Source organism: Pseudomonas trutticola BRTCR10 (assembly GCF_056155105.1).
This window is the reverse complement of sequence record NZ_CM149552.1, coordinates 2,495,998-2,520,588: the sequence shown is the minus strand read 5'-3', so window position 1 is coordinate 2,520,588 and position 24,591 is coordinate 2,495,998. Positions and strand designations below refer to the sequence as shown.

Here is a 24,591-nt window from a genome sequence, read left to right as displayed (position 1 = left end):
TGGAGCCTGCCATGACGCAACTGCAAAACATCCTGATCAAAAACCCGGTCGCGGTGATGACCGGCGTGCGCGGCCCACGTGCCCGAGCGGGTGCCGTAGACATCCGCGTGGTCAACGGGCGCATCGCCGAAATGGCCGCCCACCTGGAACCGCAACCCGGTGAGCGGGTGCTCGATGCGCGCAACAGCGTGGTCTACCCGGGCTGGATCAACACCCACCATCACCTGTTCCAGAACCTGCTCAAAGCCGTGCCCGAAGGTCTGAATCAGGACCTGCAAGGCTGGCTGGCGAGCGTGCCTTACCCACGTCTTAATCGCTTCACGCCACAACTGGCGCGGATCGCCGCACGGCTGGGCATGGTCGAGTTGTTGCTGTCCGGCGTGACGACTTGCGCCGATCACCACTACCTCTACCACGCCCACGGCAGCACCGATACCGGTGATTTGCTGTTCGATCTGGCCGATGAATTCGGCCTGCGCTTCGTACTCTGCCGGGGGGGTGCGCTGGAATCAGCGAGCGCGCATCCGGGCTTCTCGAAAACCGCACTGCAACCGGAAAGCCTCGAACAGATGGTCGGCGATATCGAGCGGCTGAAATCGCGGTATCACCAGGACACCCCGGATGCGCTGCGCCGCGTCGTGGTCGCGCCGACCACGCCAACTTTCTCGCTGCCGCCGACCCTACTGCGCGAACTCGCTCATACCGCGCGCGGCCTCGGCTTGCGCCTGCACACACACTTGTCCGAAACGCAAAACTACGTGAATTTCTGCCGGGAAAAGTACAACTGCCTGCCGGTGGAGTTCGTCGCCGAACACGAATGGCTCGGCCCTGACGTCTGGTTCGCCCACGCCGTGCATTTGCAACCGAGTGAAATCCGCATGCTCGCCCAGACCGGCACCGGCATCGCCCACTGCCCGGTGAGCAATGCACGCTTGGGCAGCGGTGTCGCGCCTGTGCCGCAAATGTACGAGGCCGGCGTGCCGATTTCCCTCGGCGTCGACGGCGTGGCCTCCAACGAATCCGGGAGCATGGTCGGCGAAGCCAACACCGCGTGGCTGATCCACCGCGCCGAACAAGGCGCCTCGGCGACTACCGCGGAAGATGTGATCCATTGGGGCACAGCGGGCGGCGCGCAGGTATTGGGACTCGGTGCCGTCGGCACGCTGGAAGTCGGCCAGGCGGCCGATCTGGTGATCTACAGCCTCGACCATCCACGGTTCTACGGCTTCCACGACAGCGCCGTCGCGCCGGTAGTGGCAGGCGAACCGATCACGGTGAAATACAGTCTGGTCGGCGGCCGGGTCGTCGTGGATAACGGCGTGATACCCGGCCTGGACATCGAGCGCATGCGTGGCGAAGCGTGGGAAGGCGTGCAGGAAATGATGAAGGTCGACGACTGATCCCCATTCGATGAGTAACCCTGTGGGAGCTGGCAAGCCAGTTCCCACAAAGTCCTGGGCATTAGCGGCTTCCCGGTTTGTCGACTAAGGTTAATACCTCATCGGATTGAGCCCCTGCCCGCAACACCGGGCTCTTCATCAAGGAGAGACTGATGACGTCCCGCCGCAACATCGAACAGACCTATCGCACCTGGTCCAGCCCTATCCTGCTGGAGCTGAAAAAACGCGAGCACCAAATGGCGCCGGTCGAGCGTCAGGCGCTGGAAAACGTATTGGTGGAAAGAAGGTTGCTGGACGTTGGCAATCCGGACGGTGCTGAGCGCCGCAAAGGCCCGGCCACGCAAAACGACTAGGGGCACTGATCCCGCGTTTGAATCCTTGATCCAGCGTCTGGATTGCTGCACCATCCCGCAGCTTTTCCACGGGACGCAAGGGACGCGACATCAATGAAACGACGCCAGGAATTCCTCGGTGAAAGCCAGTACGAACACTTCCTCAAAGAACATGATGAAGTCATCGAGTTCTTCAAGATCCATCGATTCAAATCCGACTCAGATGCTGAGGAAGCGTCGCTGCGTGCCAGCTACTTCCAGACCCTCGCACTCGACAGGTTGATCGTAACCTACACCGCTGGTGCGCCCGTCGAGTCTTTGATTCCCCTGCTTGAAGACCTGCTCGACAAGTACGAAGTGCGCCAGCAAACGCTCGCTGACTACGAGCAATCACCAACGATCTCTCCGCTGGCCATCGATGACTGGCCCGATCAATACGAAGAAGCGGTTCAAGTGATGGGACTGTGCGTTCTCCTGCACCGCCATGATTTGCTCGCGCGTTTCGTCAAACTGATCGACCAGGCGGGTTACGCCGGTGACGACACGCTCTATGAAGATCTGCTGAAGAAGGTGCTGCCTGACCGTCACGATATTGATGAGTGGTACCACGACGTCTATACGCCCCTTATTCAAGCGGTTTACGTCGATACGCCCGAAGAGGCGTCGTCCCGGCTGCAACAGTACTGCGAAGGATGGTACGGCGCCTTTGAACACGCCCCGTGGCACGACACGCACTTGCAGGGTGAAGAAGGCTGTTATGTCGGTTATTGGGCGTTTGAAGCCGCTGCCATCGCGTTTTTGTACGGCATTGATGACAGCAGGATCGATCACATGGTTTATCCCAGGGATCTGGTCCAATACGCGCGGCGCTCAGCAACATGTGAACACTGATGAACAAGAACAAACAGTTTCTCAGCGACTTCCGATACAAGGACTTTCTGGCCTACAGCGTAGAGACCAGAGAGTTCTGGGAGCACCACACCTTTGATTCAGACTCTGCCGAACAGGAAGCCTCTCTGCGAGCGAGCCATTTCAGAAGCGTGGCCTTTAAAAAGCTGTTGATCTCCTACACCGCGGGTGTCGAATTCGTTGCGCTGCAACCCCTTCTCGAAGAGTTGATCTCGCTATACGAAGTGCGCCAGCAAAAACTGGCAATCAGTGAACAGATAGTCGATATCTCGCCTCTGGCCATCGATACCTGGCTTGATCAATATGAGGAGTGCATTCAGGTAGTCAGCCTGTGCGTACTACTGCATCGAACCGACCTCTTAAAGCGCTTTATCCGTCTTATCGACAATGCCGGCTACAAGGGCGAAGACGCGCTTTACGAAGATCTGCTGTGCAAGGTAGTCGAGGACAGAGAAGACATCGATGAGTGGTTTCACGACGTCTACACCCCGTTGATACAGGCGATTCACGCGGATGACAGGCAAGAGGCTGCCGACTTGTTGGCGACCTATTGCGAGCAATGGTATGGCGCCTTCACCCACGCGCCCTGGTACGACTCTCACCTGGACGGCGACGAAGGAAGTTATGCCGGTTACTGGGCGTTTGAAGCCGCTGCCATCGCGTTTTTGTACGGCATTGATGACAGCAGGATCGATCACATGGTTTATCCCAGGGATCTTGTCGAGTACGCACGACATCGTTGAGACCATGCGTCGTTGTTCTTAAAGGAGGTCGCTGCTACGTCAATCGAGCAATCCGGCGCGCTTGAGCAAATCACCCAGACCCTTCGGCACCAGAGGCGCCTGCTCGCTGAAGCTTGAGCGGTCATGCCAGCGCGCGGTAAAGGGTGCGCCGTCGCTTTCATGGCCAATGATCTGTGCCTGCGCGTACACGCCGGAGTCGGCAAACCTGGCGTCGTAGACCTGCACAATCTCGTGTCCGGGTTTGCCGTTGTAGATGAACAGGCTTTCGAGTGTGCCGAGCAGGCGCACGTCCGTCATGGACAGACCCAACTCCTCTTGCACTTCGCGCACGATGGTTTCGGCGCTGGTTTCGCCGAATTCGATACCGCCGCCGATGGGACGAAAGCAGGTCTGCTGGCTGACCGGGTCACGAAACTCGTTGACCAGAATTTTTCCATTGTGATGAAAAACGCAAAGTGCGACGGCGCGGATCCGTTGTTCGGCCATGGGTGACGTCCATTTCGAGGTGTGAAGGCGCGGCATTTAAACACGATTCGCGCGGCACACCCCGGACATCATCTTGTGGCCGTATCTCAGACCGGAGAAATCGTCGCGAGCAGGCCAATCAGAATGGTCAGTGTCAGGAAGCCACCCAGGAAAATCGCCATTTTGTTCATGTTGCTCTCCTCAATGCTGAGCTTGCGGTGCACTGGACACTTCGGAATGAAGGTTTGTCGTGAGTGACCGAACTGCCGGGGCATTTTGATCCTGCATCTGAACCGATGACAGAGGCAGATTGAAACGAAAAAAGCGTATCAGATGAAATCTGATCTGTAGGGTGATATTCAGTAGCGACATTAAGTTTGCCCTGACAGCGCTTTGATCTAGAGTCGAAGAACAACAAAAATCCAGAGGTGCAAATGACTGACCTGAACCTGCGGCCCAATGTCGCCGAATCCCTGAACCGCTGGCACGAAATGATCCGTACCGGCGACTTGAGCGCCCTGCCCGCGCTGCTTGATGCCAACGCCGTGTTCCGCTCGCCCATGGCACACACGCCTTATCCGGGCGCCCCGGTGGTTTCGATGATTCTCAACACGGTGTTCGAAGTGTTTGAGGATTTCAGATATCACCGTGAGCTTTCGACCGCTGATGGGCTGAATGTGATTCTGGAGTTCAGTGCCAAGATAGGTTCGAAGGAGCTCAAAGGCATCGACATGATTCGTTTCGATGAGAGCGGCAAGATCGTCGAATTCGAGGTGATGGTGCGTCCCCTCAGCGGCCTGCAAGCCTTGGGTGAACAAATGGGCCAGCGCCTCGGTGCCTACCTGGCAAAAACCAGATCCTGACTCCGCACCTACAGGATTTTCGCCACAAAAAAGCCCACTGACCGTCGCCGGTTCAGTGGGCTTTGTGTGTCAGGCGTCTGGTTACAGAGCCATGTCACGTGCAGCGTTTTCCTTCGGAGCTTCAGCTTTCTCAGCCGCAGGTGCAGCCGGAGCAGCAGCCTGACCGATCACTGGAGGTGTCGGCAGTTCGAGGATCTTGGCGGTGTAAGCCCACTCTGCAGCCACTTTGGCTGGATCGCTGTTCAGCTGGGTGCCGTAGCTTGGAACGATCTGGTGCAGCTTGGCTTGCCATTCTGGGGTCGCGACTTTGTCTTTGAAGACTTTCTGCAGCACGCTCAGCATGATCGGAGCAGCGGTCGACGCGCCTGGCGATGCGCCCAGCAGGCCGGCGATGGAGCCGTCTTGAGCAGCAACGATTTCGGTACCCAGTTTCAGCACGCCGCCGGCGGCTTCATCACGCTTGATGATTTGCACGCGTTGGCCGGCTTGCCACAGGCGCCAGTCTTCGGCTTTGGCGTTCGGGAAGTATTCCTTCAGCGCGTTCAAACGGTCTTCATCCGACAGCATCAGTTGGCCAGCCAGGTACTCGACTAGCGGGTATTCCTTGATGCCGACCTTGGTCATAGGCCAGATGTTGTGGGTGGTGGTGCTGGTCAGCAGGTCCAGGTACGAGCCTTCTTTGAGGAACTTGGTGCTGAAGGTCGCGAATGGGCCAAACAGGATAACGCGCTTGCCGTCCAGAACACGGGTGTCCAGGTGCGGAACCGACATCGGAGGTGCGCCAACCGAGGCTTTACCGTAGGCCTTGGCCAGGTGCTGCTCGGCGATGGCCGGGTTATCGGTCACCAGGAACGAGCCGCCTACCGGGAAGCCAGCGTATTCCTTGGCTTCGGGAATGCCCGACTTTTGCAGCAGGTGCAGTGCACCGCCGCCCGCGCCGATGAACACGAACTTGGCGTCGGTTTCGGTCTTGGTGCCGTCTTTCAGGTTTTTGTAGCTGACGCGCCAGGTGCCGTCTTCGTTCTTGGTGATGTCCTGCACTTCGCTGGACAGTTTCAAGTTGAAGTTAGGCTTGGTCTGCAGGTAACCGGCGAACTGGCGGGTGATTTCGCCGAAGTTCATGTCGGTACCCAACGGGCTCCAGGTGGCCGCGATTTTCTGGTTTGGGTCACGCCCTTCCATCATCAGCGGGACCCACTTCTTGATCACAGCCGGGTCTTCGGAGTACTGCATGCCAGCGAACAGCGGGCTCGCTTGCAGGGCTTCGTAGCGCTTTTTCAGGAACTTGATGTTGTCATCGCCCCACACGAAGCTCATGTGCGGAGTGGTGTTGATGAACGAGCGAGGGTTCTTCAGAACACCTTGCTGAACCTGCCAGGCCCAGAATTGACGGGAGACCTGGAACGCTTCGTTGATCTCGACCGCTTTCGGGATCGTCACGTTGCCTTTGTCGTCTTCCGGGGTGTAGTTCAGCTCAGCGAGAGCCGAGTGACCGGTACCGGCGTTGTTCCAGCCGTTGGAGCTTTCCAGGGCGACGCCGTCGAGGCGCTCGACCATTTCCATCGACCAGCTTGGCTCCAGCTCATTGATCCACACACCGAGGGTGGTGCTCATGATGCCGCCGCCGATCAGCAGGACGTCGACTTTCTTTGCTTCGTCAGCATTGGCGGATGTCATCCCCATCGCCAAAGCCAGACCCAGCAGGGCTGTGTTCACTTTTTTAAACATCTGTTGCACCTATGATAAAACGCCTTCCGCCCGCCGCTGTTGTGCGTGTGAGGCCCCTCTTCTGCAACGCTCAGGCTAGCGTCGCGGGTTCCGGCACACTTCAATTTTGACGGGTGGGCACACAAGGCCGATGTACCGCATCGACCTCAGTTAATGTCCCTTCTGAACTGACTTCTTATCATTATTGGCTTCAGCTACTTGAGCGACAGGGATTCCGTCGGCCCGCCCAAAAGGCAAGCAAACTGAATAAGGTCAAACCAAGTTGGCGCGAAGAATATCACGTCAGGACAAACCCGCGCGTCTGTTCCCGACTTGAGAGTCTTTTTCCGCTCAGGGGCTTATCGGCTGGCAAGTGCCGAACATGACCCCAGCGCGGCCCTTGGCTGAATCCTCTCGCTTAAAGTCATCGTTTTGATGTTGTGAATACACTTGTGTTTACACCAAAGTCCAATGTGGGAGCTGGCTTGCCAGCGATAGCGGTGTGTCAGTTAACATCAATATTGAATGTGCCGGCCTTATCGCTGGCAAGCCAGCTCCCACATTGGGTTGTGGTGTTCGCAGGGTTACTGCACACCTGCTGCAGCACTCACAACCGAAACCGATCCACCGACTGCGCCAACTGCCCCGCCAGACTCGACAACTCATCTGTGGTGTTCGCCGTCTGGCCGATTACCCGGCTATTGCCCTCGGACATCCCGGCAATCATCTCTACCTGATGGGCAATCTCGTTGCTGGCCTGGCTCTGCTCGCCGATGGTGCGGGTGATGTCATTGACCAGTTGTGTAGTGCTCAACGTCGCCTGAAGAATTTCCCGAATCGCCCGCTCGACGTCAGCCGTCACCGCCATGCCCTTGTCGACCTGCGCCACGCCCGCCTCCATGCTGCTGACGGCCTCGCGAGTACTGTGCTGAATGCGTGCGACCATCGCGGCGATTTCCTGAGTGGACGCGCTGGTTCGCGCCGCCAGGCTGCGCACTTCGTCCGCCACCACCGCAAAGCCCCTGCCCTGCTCACCTGCTCGCGCGGCCTCGATGGCGGCGTTCAGCGCCAGCAGGTTGGTCTGGTCGGCAATACTTTTGATCACCTGAATGATGTTGAAGATCGCTTCGGACTCCTGATCCAGCGTGCGGATCACCTGCGCCGACTGTTGCGCCGAGCGCGCAATATCATCCATGTCGCTGACCACTTGATGGATCACCTGCCCGCCATTCTTCGCCAATGACTCGGCCTGGTTGGCCATGCCCAGCGCGCGCTCGGCGTGTCGGGTGATTTCCTCGATGCTCGCGGTCATCTGGCTGGCGGCGGCAGCCATGGTCCCGGCGGCGACGCTTTGTTGCTGGCTGCTGTCGGCGACCTGATGGCAGCCATGGCTCAACTGCTCGCTCATGCCACTGACACCATGGGCATTTCGGCGCACCACGTCGATCATGTTGCGCAAGTCCCGCTGCATGGTCGCCAGGGTCCGAATCAAGACGCTGGCCTCGTCCTTGCCGGACGGCTCGGCGATGGACTCGCTGAGATTGCCGTGAGCGATGCTTTCGGCGATCCGGCTGGCCGTTTTCAGTGGCCCGAGGATGCTCGACATCACCCAGCGCCCCTGCGCCAGCAGCAACAACAGACTGGCAATCAGCACTAGGCCAAGAGCGAGATTGGCATTGCGGATAGCCGCTTCGGTGCCTTCGCTGGTCTGTCGGGTGTTGGTTTCGATCAATTCACTCAGCGCCGCCATTTGCGTTTCGAGCTGACTGAACGCGGTATTGAACGTAGCGAGTTCCTGCTGCGCCGCATCCGGGTTGTCCAGTGCCAGCCCGACAATCCGCTCACCGGCGTTGATGTATGTGTCGAGACTCGGCTTGATCTGCTCCAGCGCCGTGCGCAGGGTCGGGTTGATTGGCAACTTGAGGTTGTCGTCGAGGACCTCGCGGAAATGCCCGGTGTGTTCATTGATCGAGTCGCGCACTTCGGCGGCTGTCCCGGTACTTTTGCCTAACCCCACCAGCATCGCCGAATAGACGTCGGCGCGCAGGGCGTCGTGCATCATGTCGGCCTCCATGTGGTTGCGCAGCGCGCTCATGCTGACGGCGTTGTCATTGACCGCTGAAGCCATGTGCACATTACCGAAGTAACTGACCACCCCCATGATCAAGGCTGTCAGCAGACTGGTAACAATCAGCAACACTAAACGCAGTTTGATCGACACCTTGCAAATCCTCCCCGGGCACGCTGGAAAGCCCTGTCAGACCTTGAGTTAAGCCTATTTGCGCCAATCTGCCGCGCCAGAGCGTGTCAGCGAATGTCAACGCAGAACGGCAGCACCGGCAAAACTTTCGGATTGTGCGAAGAGTCTCACTTTGAACGCCGCGGGATCGCGCCTTCATCGCCTGTTAATGGGCAAAGGCTATTGAGTCGGTCCTTCTGAAAACTCGTGCAGCACAAGGAAACGCTTATGAAACGCGCACTCTGGTTGGGACTACTCGGCACCCTCGCTATTGGCACCGCTCAGGCGGCGAGCGAGAAAGTCGCCATCAATCTGGTCAGCGCCGATGGTGCACCGCAGGCGATTGGCGCCGTCACCATCAGTGAAACGCCGTATGGCTTGCTGTTCACTCCCGATCTGAAATCCCTGCCGGCCGGCGTGCATGGTTTTCATGTCCATGAAAACGGCAGTTGCGAGCCCGGCATGAAGGACGGCGTCAAAGGCGCGGCACTCGCGGCCGGTGGCCATTTCGATCCGCAGAAAACCGGCAAGCATCTCGGCCCGTACGCTGACGGCCATCTGGGCGATTTACCGGCGGTTTACGTGACAGCCGACGGCATCGCCAACTATCCGGTGCTGGCGCCGCGGCTGAAGAAAATCAGTGAGATCAAGGGGCATGCACTGATGATCCATGCCGGCGGCGATAACCATGCCGACATGCCCAAGCCCCTTGGCGGTGGCGGCGACCGCATGGCCTGTGGCGTGATCTGACCACTGCATATAGGAACGGGCAGCCCGCAACGGCGCTGCCCGCACTCCATATGAATCTCCCACGGAACTCCCGCCCTCCGCGCACCTCTCACATTATGTAGTACTTCCCTTTTGCTTCGCGCTTGTGGAGGAATACCGTCATGCGCAAGTTAGTGCTCGTTTCTTCTTTACTCTTATGCCTGCCCGTCGGTTCGGCACTGGCCCGCGTCGATGCGGGCGATGTCGCCACTTCGGCAGGTGTCTCCGCGTCGCTGTACTCGACCTTCAAGGATCACAAAATGGTGATTCCGGCCCGTGACGACTTGTCTGCATTCGTCGCCAGTGGCGGGGCCATTCGTGGGGTTTATCTTGAGTCGGTGCTGCAACAGGTTCGCCAGGAAAACCCTGGCATCAACGCCAGCGATGAAGACCTCGCCAATGCGATTCTGGTGCATTACGAAGGTCTGAATCAGTAGCTGTCAGAAGCGAAGCGGCCGATGGACGGCTGCTGACGGCGCATAGGCAAAAATGTCCGACGGCCTCTATGATGGAGGCCATGACGACTTCTGTGCCGTTGCGCTCACCCTGCCCGCCCGGCGCCTGCAATTGCGGGCGAGACCCGCTGCTGGAGAAACCCGGCGCGGATCTGCGCATCCTGCGCCTGACGCGCGAGGAAGAAAAACGTCTGCTCGCGCGTCTGGAGATGCTCAAGGATCTAACCGACCTCAGGCATCTGCAACAACGGATGTTTGAACAACTGGGTATCCGCGTCGAAGTCGCCCCCGGTTTCAACGAAGTGCGCACGATGCGTGGTATTGCCATTCAGATCGAAGAGCTGCCGGGGCTGTGTCGCAAGACCCGTCAGGCAATTCCGGCCGCAATTCGCCGGGGCCTGGAAAACCATCCGGAAATTGCCTTCGAACTGCTCAACGCCCACGACTTGTTGCGCGACACCTGATCACTTCTTCATCCCGACCCGTTTGCGCATTTCTGCGGTGATGCTCTGTCGGGTTTTCTTCATGTCCGCCCAGGGCTCGTCGCCGACTTCTGCCAGGCGTTCATGGACGTTGTGGATATTCCACTGATTGCCGCCCTTGATCTCGGCCACTTCTTCCCGGAACAACGGCACCGACACCGGCAAACCCTCACGGGTGCGCGCGGCATAAGTACAAATGGTCGTTGCGCCGAGACCATTGCGCAGATAGTCGATGAAGATTCGCCCGACGCGATTTTTCGGCCCGGACACCGCCGAAAATCGATCCGGCAACAGCTTGGCCATATGACTGACGATCGCATGGCTGAAATCCTTGACCTCATCCCAGCCGAGCTTGCGGGTCAAGGGCACCACCAGATGAATGCCCTTGCCGCCGCTGGTTTTGAGAAACGCCTTGAGCCCCAGTTCATCCAGCACCGTGAGGGTCAGCGCGGTGGCTTCGACCATGCTTTTCCAGGGCAGCGCCGGATCCGGGTCGAGGTCGAGGACGAAGCGATCAGGCTTGTCGAGGTCAACCGTGGTGGCGTTCCAGGTGTGCAGTTCGACGGTGCTCATCTGCACCGCGCCGATCAGCGCTTCGGCGTTGTTGATCAGCATCACCGGTTGCCCGGTGACATCCTTGTCCAGCGTGGTGATGCCGGGGATCGCCAGACGTTCGGCGTTCTTCTGGAAGAACAGTTCGCCGGCGATGCCGTACGGCGCCCGCACCAGCGCAACCGGGCGGTCCTTGAGTTGAGGAAGGATCCATTCGGCGACGCTGGCGTAGTATTCGGCCAGTTGCATTTTGGTAGTGCCGCTGACGGCGTCGATGACCCGATCCGGGTGGGTAATGCGCACTTTGCCGCTGGCCAGGCCGAGCTGCGATGGCGCAGTCTCCGCCGGTTCGGATTTGCTCGCAGCGATTTTTTTCGGGGCTTTCTTCGCGGCGGTTTTACTCTCTGAAGTCTTCACGGGTTTCGCTCGCTCCTCAGTGATGTCCTTGGCCGGTTTGTCCTCGCGCAAACCATGGAACACGGCATGACGCACCGAGCCGTCCTTGGTCATTTCGGCGAACGCGACTTCCGCCAGCAGTTTCGGTTTGAGCCAGTGCACGCCTTTGGCTTCGAATCCTTCCGGTGGATTGACCACGGCAGCTTTTTTCACCTGCAAGGGTTTGAGTTGCGCGAGGATGCTTTTCAGGGTGGTTTCATTAAAACCGGTGCCGACCTTGCCGGCGTAGCGCAGCTCGCCGCTATCACGATCATGCAGGCCCAGCAGCAACGCGCCGAAGGCACTGCGCGAGCCTTTCGGATCGGTGTAGCCAACGATCACGAATTCCTGGCGATGTTTGCATTTGAGTTTGATCCAGTCGCTGCTGCGCCGTGAAACGTACGGCGAGCCGAGGCGTTTGCCGATCAGACCTTCCATCTGCATCTGACAGGCGCTGTTAAGCAGCGCATCAGGGGTTTCGTCGAAGGCTTGGGAAAAGCGCAACAGCGGTTGCTCATGAGCACCGAGCACCGTTGAAAGTGCCGCACGGCGTTCCTCGACAGCGACTTCGCGCAGGTCGACGCCGTTGAGATACGGCATGTCGAACAGGTAATAGAGGATGTTGGCACTGCTGCCGGAGTCGAAGGCGTTTTGCAGCGCCTGAAAATCCGGCACGCCGTGTTCGTCGGCGACCACCATTTCACCATCGAGCCACGCTGACTCCAGTTTCAGTGCAGCCAGCGCTTCTGCCTGTTTCGGCAACTTGTGCGTCCAGTCGTGACCGTTACGGGTGAAGAGCTGAACCTGTTCACCCTCGATCCGCGCCATGATCCGGTAACCGTCAAACTTGATCTCGTAGCTCCAGTCACCTTCCGGTGCGCTGTCGACCAAAGTCGCCAATTGCGGTTTCAGTTGCGCGGGAATTTTCGCCTTGTGCGCGCCGGTCAGCGTGCCCGAAGCCTTTTTGCGCGGTTTCGCGGCAGGCTTCTCGATGGGTTTGACCTGCCTGGCTGCAAGCTTGGGTTTATCGACCAGAGTGCGCTCACTTAAAACACTATCCGGCTCGGCCACCAGCACGTCGTAATCATCCTGCGGGCGGGCGGCGCTGTCCTGATGCTTGATCAGAAACCAGTTCTCCTTCTTGCCCGGCATGTGGGTGCGCACCAGATTCCAGATCCCGGCGAGTTTCTCGCCCTGTAACTCGAACTTGAGCTTGCCTTTGACGTAGGCCTTTTGCGGGTCTTCCAGTGGGATCCATACCCCGCGATCCCAGACGATCACATCCCCGGCGCCGTAATGCCCTTCGGGAATACTGCCTTCGAACGTCGCATAATCCAGCGGGTGGTCTTCGACATGCACTGCCAGGCGCTTGACCTTGGGGTCGAGCGATGGCCCTTTCGGCACCGCCCAGCTCTTCAGCGCGCCATCGAGCTCCAAGCGAAAGTCGTAATGCAGGTGCGAGGCGTCGTGCTTCTGGATGCAGAACTGCAGGGCGTGATCCGCTGCGGTCTTCTTGCTCGAACGCTTGACTGCGGCTGGCTCCGACGTCGCTGAGAAATCGCGCATGCGGTTGTAGTCGTCAAGGTTTCTGCTCATGGCGCACCTGCCCTGTTTCAGCCAATACGAGTCACAGTCAAGGCGACCACGGCGATCCGGTCGACCCGTTGGTATCCCGGGTTGAGCAGTTCCTCGCCGAAGACATCCGGATCGATTTCCCGGTAAGTCCAGGCAAACCGCGCTTCATCGAGTCGTGGCAACACCGTGTCGAGAAACGGATCGCGACCATCGACCATCGCCACGCCGGTATAGAGCAGCAACGAGCCGCCGGGCGTGAGCCGATTGAGGGCTTGCTCGACGATGCGCAACGACAGCCCGGCGCCCAGCGTGCCACCGCCATGCCGGTAGGCCCGCGCGGCGGGATCGGCCATGTACGGCGGGTTGGCGACGATCAGATCGAACTCGCCGTCGACGCCTTGCAGCAGATCGCTGGCATGGGCTTCGACGTTGGCGACTTCCGCCAATGCCGCGTTAATCGTGGTCAGGCGTAGCGCGGCGGGATTGATATCCAGCGCCAACACTTGCGCTTCGCGGCGGGCGCGGCCGATCAGAATGGCGCCCACGCCGGCACCGCAACCGATATCCACGGCACGATGGATCGGTGCGAAGTTCTGTTGCAAATGGGCGTGAATCAGTTGGGCGAAACGATAGGTGTCCGGACCGAAAAACACTGAATCGGCGGCGTCGGTGGGATACGCCGAATGCACGAATAGCAAGTCGTCCAGGCTCGACCAGCGTACGCGGCTTTTCAGGTGACCTTCGTAGCAATCGATGACTTGCGCATCCTGTAACTGCCGTTGCTCATCGGCAGACAACAGGCCCGGCGCAAAGGGCCGCGACCAGCCAAATACATCGCGCAGGGAGTCAGCGAACTGGCCTTCGTCACGCTGATTGACCCGCTGATGGGTCAGCGGCGTCGGGGTGATGAAACGATAGCCGTCAGCCTGCAAGCGCCGGCCCAGTTGCAGCAACGCAAGATCGTCGGTGGACAGTTGTTCTTCCTGATTCATTGCTGATGTCCTTAAGGCAGGCGGGATTTGAGTTCGATAAACCGGCGAGTGGCAAGTAGCCCGGCAGGATGCGCATGCCGCGCCGGCGCCAGCCACGGAATAAGCGCGGCCATTTGTGCGTGGCCATCAAGCCCTTCCAGCGCGGCGTTGAGCTGCTGCACGTCGGGGTCCTGTTCAGGCACCTCAATTGGTGAGTTGGCCGGCGCGTGTCGGCGCAACGCCGTGGCTTTTCGCGCCGGTTTCCAGTCGCCGGCAATCCAGTCGTGGACCAGCTGTTTCTCGTAGGCGCTGAACACGCCGAACATCGCTGCACCATCGCCGTCGATCAACTGCCAGAAGCGACTGGCCTGCGGGTCTTCATGACGCTTGATCCAGCCTTTGTCCTGCAGGGCTTGCAGGAAGCCCGGCAAATGCGCCGGTTCTGCCAGCCACTGGTTGACGGTTTTGCCTTCGAAACGGCAATAGTCCGAGTGCATGTGCTGGGCGAACGGGCACTTGCGCTCGAGCATCGCGAGCAATTCGTTTTCCAGGTCGAAACCTTCGATGATCGCGCGACTGCCCTGCCCCAGATCATTGAGTCGATAACCCAGCGATACCCGCCGCAGAAAATTGGCGCGATCAGCCTCAAGCGGCAACAGGTCAAGTACCGCTTGTACGGCTTTCTGCGCATGGCCGGTGCTGGCGTTGTCGATGGTGACGTGCAAAGTGAAGTAATACGGGTCGATGCCCAGCTCGCTGAGCTCGTAACTGCTGATCAGCAAGTGCAACGGCAGCTGCTCGTAGCCGAGGTTGTAGCCGATGACTTCTGGCAAAAACTCATCGCCGCAGACGCCGAGCGCCAGTTGCAGGGCGCCTTGTAGATAACGCTCATCGGTAATGGGACCGGCGTGGTCGAGGTCGTGTTCGGCCAGCAGTTTGCGGTAGATCACCACATGGTTCTGCGCCGGATTGCCCTCACCAAGCTCTTCCAGATAGGTGCAGAGCAAACCGCTGAAACGTGGATCGCGCCAATGCTGCAACAGCCCGTACAACCAGGCACCATCGACCAGTTTGGTCGGGCCCACCGCTTGCAGGAAGTACAACGCCTGAGCCTTGTTTCTGAAGAACTGCCGTGGCCCGCCGGCCTTGCGCTGTTGCAGATAATCAGCGTATTGCCGAGCGACATCGGCGCAATGCGCGGCGACCCAAGCGTGCCAGGTAGAGGGGTCTTGCGGCAGCTCTTCGGGCAACGCTGCAGCACATTCCAGCTGTTGGTGCAGGAACGTTTGCGCAAGGGCTTGCGGGTTTTCCTCCCGTAGCAGCGCTTCATAGACGCCACGGATATTCCCGGCGGGTTCGATCGCTTGTTCTTGGGCTGGCACGGATTGCAGGGGTGTCAGGACAGTCATGGCAATATTCTCGGTCGATTGTCAGGACGCTGTTTCGCGCCTCTACAGCAGCAGAGGGGTTGCGCATGGCAAAAATTCAATCGAGCTGAAAAATGCCCGGACGGACGGAGCAGTTGATGAATCCGTGAACGAGACCGAAGGCTACATCTGCAGCGCATTCCGGGGCGAATCCCGGGCATTCATGCCACTCGCTGCACCTGGGCAAAAATTTCCGTGATGGGCCGCTGCGGCTGACGCTTTTGCAACTGCCGCACCTGCTCACTCAGCCGCAGCAACTCCTCACTTGGTTTGGCCCATTGATCTTCCGGCAGCGGCTCCGACCACTCGCGCATGGCTTCGGGCAATGTCTGTTTGCCAATCCTTTCGAGGCGCCGCACTTCCCATTCGACGAGACGGTTGGGAATCGTCCACAGAGTCATGACGTGATACAGGTACCAGAAAAACCCTGACAGCCGAGTGCGCGAGCCATCGCGTATCTGCTGGTGCATGCGTGCGCGGGCGTTGCGAAAGGTGTGCAGGCCTTCGTGGGGAGGGTCGTCGGGGCCTTGCAGGTCTTGCAGATCCTGAATCGATTTGAGGTCGTTGACCTCGTATTCCATGTAGCCGCGAATGGCTTCCCAATGGCTGATGGCGAGTGGCAGCCCGGCGCAGGGAAATTCGAGGCTGGTGAGGGTTTCGCCGTGGTAGAAACCGATGCCCATGCCGTATTGACGGTGGATGCCGTATTGGGTCGCGCCTTGGGCTTCGATGATCCAGGCGGAAAGGGATTCCCAGGGGACGAAGACGGGGTCGGTTTCGCCTTCGGGCATGAAGCAGACTTCGCGGCGTTGGCGGTTGAAGCGGGTCGGGATGATTGAGGCGCGTTTTTTGTGGTTGTGGTGCCAGACGCAAAGGCCGATAAGGAGCATCAAGCATCCCACCAGGAATGAAACCCCTTTACCTTCATTGAAAAGCCCTTCTATGGCATGAGAAACGTCGTCCCAGCCCTGCCCGAATAAAAAGAACATGAAGCCACCGATCAGCGGAAGCAGAAACGCTGCCGAAAAAGCAACACTGAGTGGACCACCCAAAATAACTTGCCATGAAAATACCTGCGGTGATCCCAAACCAAAATCCATGTACACCTGATTCAACTCCCCAATATGTGGCCCGTAAGGTGGCATCGGTGTTGGTAAGGGCAGCGGAGCGAGATAGGTAATTTTCCCACCTGGAAATGGCTCGATATCGCCTGCTTTTCGTGACTGTTCAAGCTGCGGTGTACCTGTTGGCTTGTCGAGATTATTCGGCATGATCGGCTCGCTCCAAGAACTGGGTTTCAACAAGCAATACCGGTGGATTTTCTTTTACCAACTGAGGAACGATTACAGAGAAATGTCCTTCTTTTCGAGGATCCAGATGGATGACTTGAGTTCTCGATGCCCACTCAACTTTGTCGTTCATTCTTTGAATACAAACTGCCAGTTCGAGTATTTCTTTCGCCGGAGTGAATTCAACGTCAGTGAGCAGTACGGGGGAATCACTCATGCGCGACGCTTACCAGTCGCAGCCGAGTGTTGCACCTCGGCAAAGATCTCGGTAATCGGCCGGTGAGGCTGACGCTTTTGAATCTGCCGCACCTGCTCACTCAGCCGCAGCAACTCCTCACTCGGCTTGGCCCATTGATCTTCCGGTAAAGGCTCGGACCACTCGCGCATGGCTTCGGGCAATGTCTGTTTGCCAATCCTTTCGAGGCGCCGCACTTCCCATTCGACGAGACGGTTGGGAATCGTCCACAGAGTCATGACGTGGTACAGGTACCAGAAAAACCCTGACAGCCGAGTGCGCGAGCCATCGCGTATCTGCTGGTGCATGCGTGCGCGGGCGTTGCGAAACGTGTGCAGGCCTTCGTGAGGCGGGTCGTCGGGGCCTTGCAGGTCTTGCAGGTCCTGAATCGATTTGAGGTCGTTGACCTCGTATTCCATGTAGCCGCGAATGGCTTCCCAATGGCTGATGGCGAGCGGCAGCCCGGCGCAGGGGAATTCGAGGCTGGTGAGGGTTTCGCCGTGGTAGAAGCCGATCCCCATGCCGTATTGACGGTGGATGCCATATTGGGTCGCGCCTTGGGCTTCGATGATCCAGGCGGAGAGGGATTCCCAGGGGACGAAGACGGGTTCGGTTTCGCCTTCGGGCATGAAGCAGACTTCGCGGCGTTGGCGGTTGAAGCGGGTCGGGATGATTGAGGCGCGTTTTTTGTCGTTATGGTGCCAGACGCATAGGCCAATAAATAACATGGCAGCCGCCGCTTGCAATCCAAGTTTCGTTGATGGGAAAAACAATTCTTCTGCAAATTCCCAGGAGTACAACCAGTCGTATCCTGATATGAGGCCAAAACCCAAACTGAATAACGGCAATAAGATGGACCACATAAAGATCATCGTTATAGGCCCACCTAAAATTACCTGCCAAGAAAAAACCTGTGGTGCCCCCAATCCAAAGTCCATATACAAATCGTTCAGTTCACCAATATGTGGCCCAAAAGGCGGCATTGGGGTGGGTAATGGCAATGGCGCGAGATAGGTGATTTTTCCACTGGGAAACGGTTCGATGTCGCCCGCTTTTTTTGGTTGTTCAAGCGGCGGCGGATCGATCAGCCTGTAGAGATCATTCGCCATAGTCGGCCTGCTCCAGAAATTGGGTTTCAACCAACAACATGGGCGGGCTCTCCTTGACCAGTTGGGGCGCGACCACCGAAAAATGACCTTCACCGCGAGGATCCATATGGATGACTTGAGTTCTCGATGTCCACTCACCTTTGTCGTTCATTCTTTGAACGCAAACTGCCAACTCCAGCGTTTCTTTTGCCGGAGTAAATTCAGAGTCGACATCTACCGGGTACTGAAGGCAGAGCACCAGTTTTTCTGGAGTGGACTCAACGATGCGTAAGCTCCTGACAACTTCATCACTGATGACGTCCTTGCGCTCCCGCGGTGTTCCTCGACTGTGAAGAGGAATGGAAATACGGTGCGCGCCGATGCCCAAACGATATTTCGGCTTACCGCCAAAAGGAGGCAGCAGATCACTCAACGTCAGTCTTGGCAGCACCAGATGGATATCGCCGGGTTTGGCTTTGAACAGCAAGTTCTTCAGCCAGGAGTCGTATGGGTTTGGCCCAAGTTGGGCGTAAGGCGCGTGAATCAGAAAAGCCAGGTAACTTTGATAGTCTTCCAGTGAATGATCGCCGCGCGTCTCTGCGTCCCGGCTCCAAGGTGTGAGTTTCAGCCATTTGTCGTGAGCACTAATGTTGTAGCGATTGAATAGCCAAGTACCACTGAGTTCCAAAACGGTAAATAACGCGCCCGCCAGATTGAAGCGAAAAAACACGGTAGAAAGGCGAGTGCCGGCGGCGGCCCATGCGGCAGTTCTAGCAGCACTATTTGGCGCGGTTAATACCTTGAATGTGGCGTGTACGGTATTGCTCAAACCGTAAGCATTGGCAGCAGTCATTCCACCAGCACCCAATGTGGCCAGCGCGGCTGCATCCTCCGCCGACCGGTTTCCACTGCGAATGGCCTGCTGCCAATTTTTGATTTGCTTCTTAAGACTGATTACTGAGGACACCAGACCAAGGCCATAGGTGAGCATGCCTAATCCAATATGCAATTTCCCCATCTGTACATATGCATGCTGCAAACCATGATGCTGGAGTGCATCAATAAGGGCTTTACTACGAGCCTTCATTGCCGTATCCGCAAGACTTTGCGCAGCAATGAAACCAGCCGCCCCAGTCGTGGCAACAGCAGACAAAATCGGCCCGATCGCTCTCTTGTTCTTTGATTGCTTGAAGGTTTCCTTAAACACCTCAACCAAATTCACCACCTGCACCAAAACCACCACCAACCCCATCCCTTCCGTCTTCACCAGACTCCCCGCCGAAATACCACCCACCCCCAACCGAATATTTCCCAGCAAACTTCTTAACTCCCCCTGCTGCGCCGGCGGAAACACTACCGTCACCCCTGCCCGCGCGGGCGTGGCGCCGTACAAGCGGGCCGAGCGATCCGGCACTTCCTCAATCGGGCTCAGCGCCGCCGCCAGTCGCCCTTCAATCACCGTCAACTGCGCCCGCACGCGCAGGATCTCTTCCTGCAACTCCAGCGCTCTCGGCGTTTTGTGGCCTTGACGGTTCTTGTTGTGGGTGATCTGGTTGCGTTCGCGGTTGAGGGTTTTCAGGTAGTCGCGTTCGCGCAGCAGTTCCTTGATTGCGGTTTGCAGGGCGGACTGTTCTGCGGGGCTGGCGACGGTGAAGGTCACGCCGCTGGTTTTGGCGGCATCGAAGAGGCGCAATTTCAGCCCTTTGGGCAGGCGCTGGAACAGCTCATCGAGATCGGGAATTTTCTCGCCCGACAGATCGAAGCCCTCCAGCACGCGGTTCAGGCCCAGGTTCAGTGCCGGGCTGTAGGTGTCCTGCACAGCGGCCGCGACCGTGCGGCTGTGTTCGGGCATGTCGTCGAGGGCCGGCAGGTGCGGTTGCTCGATCTTTTTCAGTTTCGCCAGCCAGTCCGGCAGGTTGTTGAACGTGGCCATGCCGGCGTTGAACAGGAACGCATATTGCCCGGCCTGCTCGGCTTGCAGACGCAGCGGCAAGGTGTAGAACAGCGTTCGGGTCAGTTCCGGGTGCTGTTCCAGATAACCGAGCATTTGTTCGCTCGCCGCGTCGCTGCGGCAGAGGTCCTTGAGGCAGGCGTATTCGGTGCTGAGGGCCTGGTGCAGCTGCGTCGCCTCTTGCGCGTCGTAGTACCACGCCGCGCGGTGGAAGCGGCCGGCGACCAGCAGTTGCGTGCGGTCGGCGGTGATGCGTTCGAGCAGGCGGTTCCAGCGGCCGAGGTCATCGCGCAGCAGGTTCAATCGCTCGTCCATCGCCGGGCGGTCGATCAGGTCGTTGACCCCGCGTTTGCCGCTGAGCACCGGACCGTCGAGCACATCGCGCATGCGCCGATCCTGATCCTTGCCCAGATCGACCAGCGCTGACAGGTGTCGCTCGACGAAATCTTCGGGGGCGACTGCCTCGAAATACTGACGCGTGTAGTAACGGCGATCCGCCTCGGCGGTGGCGCGATCATGGGCGGTGAAATCTGGCGCGACGCCGTCGAAACGGTTCAGGGCCAGTGACTGATCGAGGGCCTTTTCACGCAGTTGATTCAGTTCCGGCGTCGCGTCTGTAGAGGTCGGCTCGATGCTGCCGCCCTTGTTCAAATAATCGAGCAACGCCTTGCGCGTGTTCTCACGATCCGGTTCCGGCAACTGCTCGATATCGGCAAACAGGGCTTTGGCCTGCGGTTGGTCACTGGCGTTGGCCAGACTGTCGAAATCTTTGTCGTTGAGCTGGCTGAGCGATTCGATGTAACTGGCCAGCAGATAATCACGCTCGTTGTTATCAGTGTTGCTCCACGCCTCGACCCAGCCGACCACGCGGTCCTGATACTCGGCCAGATCGCGCAGCACGCCCAGATCATCGTTGACCAGCAGAAACAGTGTGTCGTCCTGATAAGGCCCGCGTACCCGACCGAGAAACTCGCCGATGTGTGCGGCACGAAAACGCTTCGGCTGCTCCCACAAATACGGTTCGCGTTCATGCTCGGGGGCATCGCTGACCTGCACGGCAGGCATCCGTGTTGCGTCCGTTTCAGCGACCGGCTCAGCGCCTGTCGCCACTTCCGCCAGCCATTTTTTCGCCTGAGCAACCGTCAGCAAATGTTCGCCACCGACCAGACAATTCACCGGCCCCAGATCGACCGGCTGCATGAAATGCCCGCGCTCCTCAGCGCTGTCCAGCACCTGAGAGCATTTGCGGGCCGTCCACTGCACCTCGGCGAAGCTCACGTACAGCGTGCTTTTGCGCGAAAAGATCAGCGCCGGGCGCTCTTCAATGGCTCCGCGCTGATCCTCATTGACCGATTTCCCCTGATGCAGCAACGCCGTGATGATGCCGTCGAGTACCCGGTATTCGTACAAATCGCCGCTGAGGCTGTCGATGATGTACAACCAGCCGTCGCGCAACCGGCGGATGCCCATCGGGCGCGCGCTCAGGGTGTACGGCAAATTCAGCTCGGCGCCGGGATCGTGCTCTCTTTCCACCAAGCCGTAACTCAGCGGCAGCAGTTGCACGTGGGTTTGTCGTAGCGGGCACGCCGTAGGAGTAGCAATTGGGGCTTTCGAAGCCGCTGCGGCGTCGAGAATGGCGGGATGGGTCATTGGCGCCCCCCCTGACGAGCCCAGCGCTGCGCCAGATCAGCGGCCAGCGCACCGCACCCGCCAGGAGCCAGCAGAAGCCCGGCATGCCCGCACACGCGAAAACCGCTGAAAAAACCTTCTTTACCCCGTATGAAAACGATGAACCTGCCAACGGTAAGCATCCACATGTCCCTGTGTCTGTTTAAGGCACAGGACTGTGGGGCGTGATGGCTAAATTGGTGAAGTCAGATGAATCGACGCTCTATGTAGGACGGTTCCATTTAGGATAAGACGGACAGTCTCACGCAGAATGTCCTACAGACATTACCGCAGAAAAAGGCGATCCACTTGTTGCACGGGGTAGCGACGTCCTGCCTCAGGCTGTGCCCTTGGCCTGCTGCTCCAGATGCACCTGTAATTCAGGATCAATCTGCAACGCCGCCGCCAGCTCATCCAGATAGCTGCGCTCGGCGTCCTGCTGGTCGTCCACCAGCATCACGCTGGCCAGGTACATTTCCGCGGCCACCGCCGGGTCGTTGTTTGCCGACTGCGCCACTTCATTGGGGTCAAGGGGCTTGGCGACTTCGTCATCAAGCCACTGCTTCAGCTGCGGATCATCAGTGTGCTTGCCGATCTCACTGCTTATAAGCTGTTTTTCACTATCGTCGATACGCCCGTCAGCCTTGGCCGCCGCGATCAGCGCGCGCAGCACGGCATGGCTGTGTTCTTCGATTTCGGGGCCGGCGAGCAGATTGGCCGTTTGCGGCGTCTGCTGTGGCGCTGCGCTGGCCTGACTGCGTTGCCATGCCTGATACGCCTGGAACGCCATCATGCCCAACGATGCCAGTGCCGCATAATTGGTGCCTCCGGAACGGCTTTGCGTGCCGCCAGTGCCGCCCAAAACGCTGCCCAACCCACCGCCGCCGAGCAAGCCACCGAGCAATCCGCCCAAACCTCCAACCCCTCCGGCAGGCGAGCCGCCGCGAGTGCCGGTGGAGTCCGCGCCACCAAGCAGCCCGCCCAGCAAACCACCGAGGCCACCCAGACCACCACCGGCGGCACCACTTTGTTGACCCGTCGAGGCCTGGCCCCGCAGCAGTTGTTCGAGCAAATCGCTGGTATTCATGACGTCATCCTCAAGCATTGGCAGTGACTGCGTCTGGCAACAATAGACCGCTGCGGCCATTGCGCCAGCACCGTTTGGCCGACACAGAAAAGGCCTACAGCTTTCGCCTGCGTATTTTTTCAGTGGCGAGCTAAGATTCATGGTGGGTGAACCTTATCCCGGCATGACCGGTCGATAGCTGCAACCCCGACCCGGTTAGCCGGCGCCCTTGCTGTCCAAGGGTGTTACCCGGCTTGCTTCACTTTCTGGAGAACGCCCCCGTGATATCCACCGTCCACATTGCCAGGCTCAAGGCCTGGGGCGCCCATGGCTTTACCGCGACCGGCGTGGTCACGGCGTTTCTGGCCACCCTCGCCCTGCTGGAAAACCAGCCCGTCCACTGCCTGATGTGGCTGGGCGTGGCGCTGATCGTCGACGGCCTCGACGGCGCACTGGCACGCAAGGTCAATGTGCAATCAGTACTGCCCAGTTTCGATGGCTCGATCCTCGATCTGGTCATCGACTACCTGACTTACGTGTTCATTCCGGCACTGTTTATCTATCGCTACATTCCGCTGCCGGATTACACGCTGTTGCTGACGGTGTCGCTGATTCTGGTGTCGTCACTGTTCTGCTTCTGCAACGTCAACATGAAAAGCAAGGACAACTACTTTGTCGGTTTCCCCGCCGCGTGGAACGTGGTCGCACTGTGCCTGTACATCATCGGGCCAGGACCGTGGATCACCTTTCTGACCGTGATCGGCCTGGCGCTGCTGACGGTAACGCGGATGAAGTTCCTCCACCCGTTCCGCGTGCGCCGCTTCATGCCGATCAACATTGCGGTAACGGCAATCTGGCTGCTGTGCAGCTTGTCACTGGTGCTCAATCACCCGGTGATCAATCCAATGGTGATGGGCTTGTGGCTGCTGATGTCGGCGTACTTCCTGGGGATCTGCATCTGGCGCACGGCACTGGAATGGTTTGATCGCTCCCAAGCGAAATAGCCCCAAGACATACCCGAAAACCTGTGGGAGCTGGCTTGCCAGCGATGACGGAAGGTCAGTCAGCATATTCATTGCCGACAGACCGCTATCGCTGGCAAGCCAGCTCCCACAAGGATCTCCCTTCAGATGAAGGATCGAGTTCGACTCAGCGCTTGCTGATCACCACCTCCAGATACTCGCTCGGCACCACCAGCGAGTCCTCCCCTGCCCGGTTAAGGCGGTTGAGCAAATCCGCCAGATCACTCTCCAGCGCCTGGCCGCTTTCCGGTGGCAATACCGCAAAGGCCTTGTGCACCGGCCCGTACCAATGCCGAAAGATATCGATGAAGTGCGCCGCCGAGCGATAGCGGAAATTGAACTCGCGGCGAGTCACCTGCACGACGAAATCGCGGTCATCGAAATGCTGGTGGAGCCACGCTTCCGTGCCCCAGTTCGACGGTGGCTGAGCACCGGCCGGCGGTGGCAGATGGCGACCGAGGGTCTTGAACATCTGGCCGACAAAACCTTCCGGCGTCCAGTTGGCCAGTCCGATCCGCCCGCCACGACAGCAAACCCGCGCCAGTTCGGCCGCCGCCTGGTCCTGATCCGGGGCAAACATCACCCCGAACGTCGACAGCACCGCTGCAAAACTGCCGTCGGCGAACGGCAGTGCTTCGGCGTCAGCGACTTGAAAGGTCACGTCCAGGTGTTCGGCCCGGGCGCGATCCTGGCCGCGCTCCAGCAGGGCTGCCACGTAGTCAGTCGAGGTGACCAGACAGCCGCGCCGCGCTGCCGCCAGTGTTGCGTTGCCGTTACCGGCCGCGACATCCAGCACTTCCTCATCGCAACGCAGGTCGCAGGCTTCGGCGAGATTTTCACCGACGATTTGCAAGGTCGTGCCGATCAAGGAGTAGTCGCCACTGGCCCAAGCGACCTTCTGGCGTTCCTTCAAGGCAGTGAGATCAATCGGGGTACTCATGAAGAGGTG

22 protein-coding genes and 1 pseudogene are annotated in these 24,591 nt (G+C 58.8%); 9 read left to right on the top strand and 14 right to left on the bottom strand.

Features of this window, described 5'->3' with window-relative positions; genetic code table 11:
* Positions 1-11 precede the first annotated feature (11 nt).
* The 4 genes from ACVVH8_RS11315 (at position 12) to ACVVH8_RS11300 (ending at position 3,384) form a co-directional block, all read left to right on the top strand.
* Entirely contained in the window at positions 12-1,400 is a 1,389-nt protein-coding gene (locus ACVVH8_RS11315) for an amidohydrolase family protein (protein WP_475230132.1), read from the top strand.
* A 152-nt stretch (positions 1,401-1,552) separates the two neighbouring features.
* On the top strand, positions 1,553-1,753 hold the full coding sequence (locus ACVVH8_RS11310; RefSeq protein WP_103303307.1) for a hypothetical protein: 201 nt from the start codon (positions 1,553-1,555) through the stop codon (positions 1,751-1,753).
* 93 nt (positions 1,754-1,846) lie between these two features.
* The gene (locus ACVVH8_RS11305) at positions 1,847-2,623 is read left to right on the top strand and encodes a PoNe immunity protein domain-containing protein (RefSeq protein WP_475230129.1); all 777 of its coding nucleotides are present in this window, start codon (positions 1,847-1,849) and stop codon (positions 2,621-2,623) included.
* Entirely contained in the window at positions 2,623-3,384 is a 762-nt protein-coding gene (locus tag ACVVH8_RS11300) for a PoNe immunity protein domain-containing protein (protein ID WP_475230126.1), read from the top strand. The genes ACVVH8_RS11305 and ACVVH8_RS11300 overlap by 1 nt, the downstream gene beginning before the upstream one ends.
* A 39-nt stretch (positions 3,385-3,423) precedes the next feature.
* On the opposite strand, the gene ACVVH8_RS11295 is transcribed toward ACVVH8_RS11300, so the two are convergent.
* On the bottom strand, positions 3,424-3,870 hold the full coding sequence (locus ACVVH8_RS11295; protein WP_475230123.1) for an NUDIX hydrolase: 447 nt from the start codon (positions 3,868-3,870) through the stop codon (positions 3,424-3,426).
* A gap of 86 nt (positions 3,871-3,956) precedes the next feature.
* Positions 3,957-4,124: a hypothetical protein gene (locus ACVVH8_RS11290; RefSeq protein WP_177431377.1), complete on the bottom strand. Its 168-nt coding sequence runs from the start codon at positions 4,122-4,124 to the stop codon at positions 3,957-3,959.
* Positions 4,125-4,283: 159 nt separating this feature from the next.
* Between ACVVH8_RS11290 and ACVVH8_RS11285 the strand changes: the two genes are divergently transcribed.
* On the top strand, positions 4,284-4,712 hold the full coding sequence (locus tag ACVVH8_RS11285) for a nuclear transport factor 2 family protein (protein WP_213028266.1): 429 nt from the start codon (positions 4,284-4,286) through the stop codon (positions 4,710-4,712).
* Between the two features lie 81 nt (positions 4,713-4,793).
* Here ACVVH8_RS11285 and mqo read toward each other — a convergent pair whose 3' ends face one another.
* The 3 genes and pseudogenes from mqo to ACVVH8_RS11270 form a co-directional block, all read right to left on the bottom strand.
* Positions 4,794-6,440 carry a malate dehydrogenase (quinone) gene (gene mqo, locus ACVVH8_RS11280; protein WP_103303302.1) on the bottom strand — a complete coding sequence of 549 codons (1,647 nt, stop codon included), beginning with the start codon at positions 6,438-6,440 and terminating at the stop codon, positions 4,794-4,796.
* Positions 6,441-7,026: 586 nt separating this feature from the next.
* Positions 7,027-7,752 (bottom strand): methyl-accepting chemotaxis protein, encoded by a 726-nt coding sequence (locus ACVVH8_RS11275; RefSeq protein WP_475231156.1) that lies wholly within the window; start codon positions 7,750-7,752, stop codon positions 7,027-7,029.
* Positions 7,753-7,884: 132 nt separating this feature from the next.
* Positions 7,885-8,640 (bottom strand): annotated as a pseudogene (locus ACVVH8_RS11270) (MCP four helix bundle domain-containing protein); the annotation flags it as partial.
* A 246-nt stretch (positions 8,641-8,886) separates the two neighbouring features.
* On the opposite strand from ACVVH8_RS11270, the gene sodC reads away from it, so the two are divergent.
* From sodC to ACVVH8_RS11255, 3 genes are all read left to right on the top strand, one after another.
* A complete protein-coding gene (sodC, locus tag ACVVH8_RS11265; RefSeq protein ID WP_213028265.1) occupies positions 8,887-9,408 on the top strand; it encodes a superoxide dismutase family protein in 522 nt (173 codons plus the stop codon).
* 140 nt (positions 9,409-9,548) lie between these two features.
* Entirely contained in the window at positions 9,549-9,863 is a 315-nt protein-coding gene (locus ACVVH8_RS11260; RefSeq protein WP_103303299.1) for a DUF2388 domain-containing protein, read from the top strand.
* An 80-nt stretch (positions 9,864-9,943) separates the two neighbouring features.
* Positions 9,944-10,345, top strand: a complete 402-nt coding sequence (locus ACVVH8_RS11255) for a hypothetical protein (RefSeq protein ID WP_315448186.1) — start codon at positions 9,944-9,946, stop codon at positions 10,343-10,345.
* Here ACVVH8_RS11255 and ligD read toward each other — a convergent pair whose 3' ends face one another.
* The 8 genes from ligD to ACVVH8_RS11215 form a co-directional block, all read right to left on the bottom strand.
* Positions 10,346-12,946 (bottom strand): DNA ligase D, encoded by a 2,601-nt coding sequence (gene ligD, locus ACVVH8_RS11250; protein ID WP_475230121.1) that lies wholly within the window; start codon positions 12,944-12,946, stop codon positions 10,346-10,348.
* A gap of 17 nt (positions 12,947-12,963) precedes the next feature.
* The gene (locus ACVVH8_RS11245) at positions 12,964-13,917 is read right to left on the bottom strand and encodes a methyltransferase (RefSeq protein ID WP_401299906.1); all 954 of its coding nucleotides are present in this window, start codon (positions 13,915-13,917) and stop codon (positions 12,964-12,966) included.
* 11 nt (positions 13,918-13,928) lie between these two features.
* On the bottom strand, positions 13,929-15,305 hold the full coding sequence (locus ACVVH8_RS11240) for an iron-containing redox enzyme family protein (protein ID WP_475230118.1): 1,377 nt from the start codon (positions 15,303-15,305) through the stop codon (positions 13,929-13,931).
* 179 nt (positions 15,306-15,484) lie between these two features.
* A complete protein-coding gene (locus ACVVH8_RS11235; RefSeq protein WP_475230115.1) occupies positions 15,485-16,594 on the bottom strand; it encodes a hypothetical protein in 1,110 nt (369 codons plus the stop codon).
* Positions 16,584-16,829 carry a hypothetical protein gene (locus tag ACVVH8_RS11230; RefSeq protein WP_475230113.1) on the bottom strand — a complete coding sequence of 82 codons (246 nt, stop codon included), beginning with the start codon at positions 16,827-16,829 and terminating at the stop codon, positions 16,584-16,586. Before ACVVH8_RS11230 ends, ACVVH8_RS11235 begins: the two co-directional genes overlap by 11 nt.
* A complete protein-coding gene (locus ACVVH8_RS11225) occupies positions 16,826-17,956 on the bottom strand; it encodes a hypothetical protein (protein ID WP_475230110.1) in 1,131 nt (376 codons plus the stop codon). The genes ACVVH8_RS11230 and ACVVH8_RS11225 overlap by 4 nt, the downstream gene beginning before the upstream one ends.
* Positions 17,946-21,536 (bottom strand): toxin VasX, encoded by a 3,591-nt coding sequence (locus ACVVH8_RS11220; protein ID WP_475230107.1) that lies wholly within the window; start codon positions 21,534-21,536, stop codon positions 17,946-17,948. The genes ACVVH8_RS11225 and ACVVH8_RS11220 overlap by 11 nt, the downstream gene beginning before the upstream one ends.
* A 355-nt stretch (positions 21,537-21,891) precedes the next feature.
* On the bottom strand, positions 21,892-22,641 hold the full coding sequence (locus ACVVH8_RS11215; protein WP_475230104.1) for a tellurite resistance TerB family protein: 750 nt from the start codon (positions 22,639-22,641) through the stop codon (positions 21,892-21,894).
* A gap of 260 nt (positions 22,642-22,901) precedes the next feature.
* Here ACVVH8_RS11215 and pcsA point away from each other — a divergent pair, with 260 nt between their 5' ends.
* Positions 22,902-23,624, top strand: coding sequence for a phosphatidylcholine synthase (gene pcsA / locus ACVVH8_RS11210; RefSeq protein WP_213028257.1), 723 nt, complete (start codon positions 22,902-22,904; stop codon positions 23,622-23,624).
* Between the two features lie 145 nt (positions 23,625-23,769).
* On the opposite strand, the gene ACVVH8_RS11205 is transcribed toward pcsA, so the two are convergent.
* Positions 23,770-24,582, bottom strand: a complete 813-nt coding sequence (locus ACVVH8_RS11205; RefSeq protein WP_401299922.1) for a class I SAM-dependent methyltransferase — start codon at positions 24,580-24,582, stop codon at positions 23,770-23,772.
* Positions 24,583-24,591 lie beyond the last annotated feature (9 nt).